This window comes from Chamaesiphon sp. VAR_69_metabat_338 (assembly GCF_031423935.1).
GTDB lineage: Bacteria > Cyanobacteriota > Cyanobacteriia > Cyanobacteriales > Chamaesiphonaceae > Chamaesiphon.
This window is the reverse complement of sequence record NZ_JANPGM010000234.1, coordinates 1-3,093: the sequence shown is the minus strand read 5'-3', so window position 1 is coordinate 3,093 and position 3,093 is coordinate 1. Positions and strand designations below refer to the sequence as shown.

The following is a 3,093-nucleotide window of genomic DNA, read 5'->3' as shown; positions in this document are numbered from 1 at the left end:
AAAAGATAAGAGTTATGAGAAACATCGTTCTGGTGAATTTTCCTATGCAGAATTTCGTAAGTTATAATCTTTTTTTGACGCATAATTATAATCGATGCATAAGATCCTCCTTATTGTCTGACTGCTGACATGTTCTTTTCTAGTAAACTCAATAGTTTTAAGCCAAGATCGAAATATGGTTTCACTTCCTTAGGCTGTAGGTATTGGCTAGTAGTAAAAGTTTTGTCACCCATTGTCAAACTACTATTAGTATACTTAGGCGGAAACGGATAGACCAGCAAATATGGTCCGATCGCTTCGGTACATATCTTGTTAGTTTCGTAGAACTTAATCAAATTTGGTTGAAACAAATTGCGGACATCATCAACTTGGTTTGACAATAGTCGATAGCCTTTAGAAAAAGCTGGGAAGCGATCGAAATTAATATCTTCATAGCCAGCAAAATTCGCTAACTTATCCCACAGGTGTTCGGGGCGTAGGCTGAATCCAGGTACGTCGATCGATTCATCGTAAAAGACTAACACTGTCTGACAAAAAGTGTCGTTCTCTTCATTACTTGAGATCGACACTGAATTTTCATCAACACTAAATTCAGTACTTCTGCGCTTACAGATGGTATAGCGGTAATCGAAGATTGCTACCGAAATGAGTTGACCATTGCTTTTGACTTGCCCTCGGATCAGATTGCTGACCCGGCAACGCTCGCCATACATGAAAAACTCCAGATTAGATAGCATCGGGGCAATGCTGTCATCCCCTTTCGGGTAAAAGTCCATCTTGAGCTGTCTGGCCACCAATTCTAGATCCTGGCGACGCTTCTTTGTGACATAGATACAGCCATAGACGATCGCCGCTACGATTGCTATGAAAAATAAGAGAAATAGAAATCCTTGCATCCAGTTCAACCTCTAGCACAGCGTGATGATGCTATTAGTATTCCCAAGCTTGCAAAACTTTAACCTGAATGCGATAGTTGCGACGATTCCGCGCGGCGGACGCTCCACGAACGAACCAAATTGGATGTTAGGTATCAACCCAAATGACTCACACCAGATTCAACCTTGGCTCGTCGCCAATCCTCTTCCAACCCAAATCGCTCTACCCACTCTCGCAGATAGCCAAAATCCAACTTCTCCCGTTGTACTTTGAGAATCCCTAAAATATCCCGCCATTGTTTATCTGACTGACTGTTGCGCCGCCAGACTAACTTACTAATAATTACATCTTCTGGAGAAGCAATCGCAACTTCTCCACTTCCAGGCAAAGTATACAATTGAGATCGATCGAACTTAATCAGGTCGTATTCTTCCCGCCCCGAAATCATCAAATCGACATTTTCAATTGTTTCTAAATGGGTGATATTCAGACACTGAAAACTACCTGTCATCACATTTGCCAAACCAGCCACATAAAACCCTTGTGCTTCAAAATCGGCTGCGAGAGTGGGTAAATCTGCTAAATCTATCGATATAACCACATCTAGATCGATCGTGGCTCTCGGCTCACCATGTGCGATCGCGGCTACTCCGCCAGTAATATAGTAGGGAATATTCGCAGCATTTAAGATTTGGGTTAATAAAGAAGCGATCGCAGTAGGATCTTGACTCCAACTCATCAGATTTGGGGGAATATAATCGACAGGACATTTCTCTTGTAACCATGCATTCGCAATCTTCTGAGAGAAAGCTATATCCGTCAGCTCGGGAAAGCTTTGGCGCAAACATTCGATCGATAATTTTCTGGCACTTTGTTTATATTTAGCACCTAAAATTAGCCGTTCGACTGTGGTTCGCTGGCGATATAGATGAAAACGAACCAGATCGGCATTAATATTAGTATCGATCGATTGAGGACAATATCCAAGTGGGGCAGCATCGATAGGTAACTGAGTTCGTGATAACATGCAATCTTAAAATATCCAAATTAGTTTCAGGATCTTGCAAGAACTTAACCCGAATTGATACAGGTCAATTATAACTTGTTGCTTGTGAGAGCCGGCCAATTTTACAATCAAAATTGAATGACATCTGCATTTTCCCGTTTTCCAGATCGATTGCAATCCGCCATCACCTCCCGCTTGGGTTGGACATCCTTGCGCCCAGTGCAAGAACTGGCGAGTCATGCGATCCTCGATGGCTATAATACGATCGTTCTCGCGCCGACGGCTGGTGGTAAGACGGAGGCGAGTATGTTTCCCTTGCTGGCGCAGATGGTAGAGAAGGAACCGCAGGGAGTGGGGATTCTGTATATTGCACCGATTAAGGCGTTGTTGAATAACCAATCAGAGCGATTGGGGATGTATACAGAGATGCTCGGTTTGAGTCGGTTTCTGTGGCATGGGGATATTAAAGCCGCCCAGAAGAAAGCCTTTCGCAAACAGCCTGCGACGCTGTTGATGACGACTCCAGAATCGTTGGAAGTGATGTTAATGTCGGCGAGTGTCCCGCATACAGAGATATTTGCAGATTTGCGGGCGATCGTTATCGATGAGGTTCACGCGCTGGCTGGGAGCGATCGCGGGGCACATCTGATGTCCGTTCTGGAGCGGTTAATTCGAGTAAGTGCCAATGATGTCCAAAGAGTCGGTTTGAGTGCCACGGTGGGCAATCCTGACACGATTCTGGACTGGTTACAGGGTACTTCCAAACGCCCGCGCAAGAAGATCGATCCGCCGAAGGAGCATAGTAAGAAAGAGATTCGGATCTTGATGCAGGATTCTAAGACGGATATTGCCAATCGATCGAGTATGTTGGCGCAGGGCAAAAAGAGTCTGTTATTCTGCCAAAGTCGCGCTCTGGCTGAGGAAATATCTGGAGCGATGCAAAATCGCGGCATCGATGTATTTATCCATCACAGTTCGGTGGCGTTGGAGGAGCGGACGCTGGCGGAGGAGCGGTTTGCCAATGGGCATAATAATTGTATCGTCTGTACATCTACGTTGGAATTGGGGATCGATGTCGGCGATTTGGATGCGGTACTCCAGGCAAATGCACCGGATACGGTTTCGGCATTCTTGCAACGCTTGGGGCGCACGGGTAGACGGGGTGGTGGGGCGAATACGACGTTTTTAATCGATAATGCGGCGGCATTATT

3 protein-coding genes are annotated in these 3,093 nt (G+C 45.3%); 1 reads left to right on the top strand and 2 read right to left on the bottom strand.

Going from position 1 to position 3,093, the window contains the following annotated elements:
- Positions 1-110: 110 nt before the first annotated feature.
- Together RMO84_RS06870 and RMO84_RS06865 are read right to left on the bottom strand one after the other, a co-directional pair.
- On the bottom strand, positions 111-896 hold the full coding sequence (locus RMO84_RS06870; RefSeq protein WP_310487727.1) for a hypothetical protein: 786 nt from the start codon (positions 894-896) through the stop codon (positions 111-113).
- A 134-nt stretch (positions 897-1,030) separates the two neighbouring features.
- Entirely contained in the window at positions 1,031-1,903 is an 873-nt protein-coding gene (locus tag RMO84_RS06865; RefSeq protein WP_310487726.1) for a hypothetical protein, read from the bottom strand.
- A gap of 117 nt (positions 1,904-2,020) precedes the next feature.
- On the opposite strand from RMO84_RS06865, the gene RMO84_RS06860 reads away from it, so the two are divergent.
- Positions 2,021-3,093, top strand: a 1,073-nt coding sequence (locus RMO84_RS06860; protein ID WP_310487725.1) for a DEAD/DEAH box helicase, incomplete at its 3' end; no start/stop codon positions are given.

Excerpts from the sequence above, each read along its gene's own strand:
- RMO84_RS06870 (WP_310487727.1), bottom strand. The coding sequence starts at position 896 with ATGCAAGGATTTCTATTTCTCTTATTTTTCATAGCAATCGTAGCGGCG.
- RMO84_RS06865 (WP_310487726.1), bottom strand. The coding sequence starts at position 1,903 with ATGTTATCACGAACTCAGTTACCTATCGATGCTGCCCCACTTGGATAT.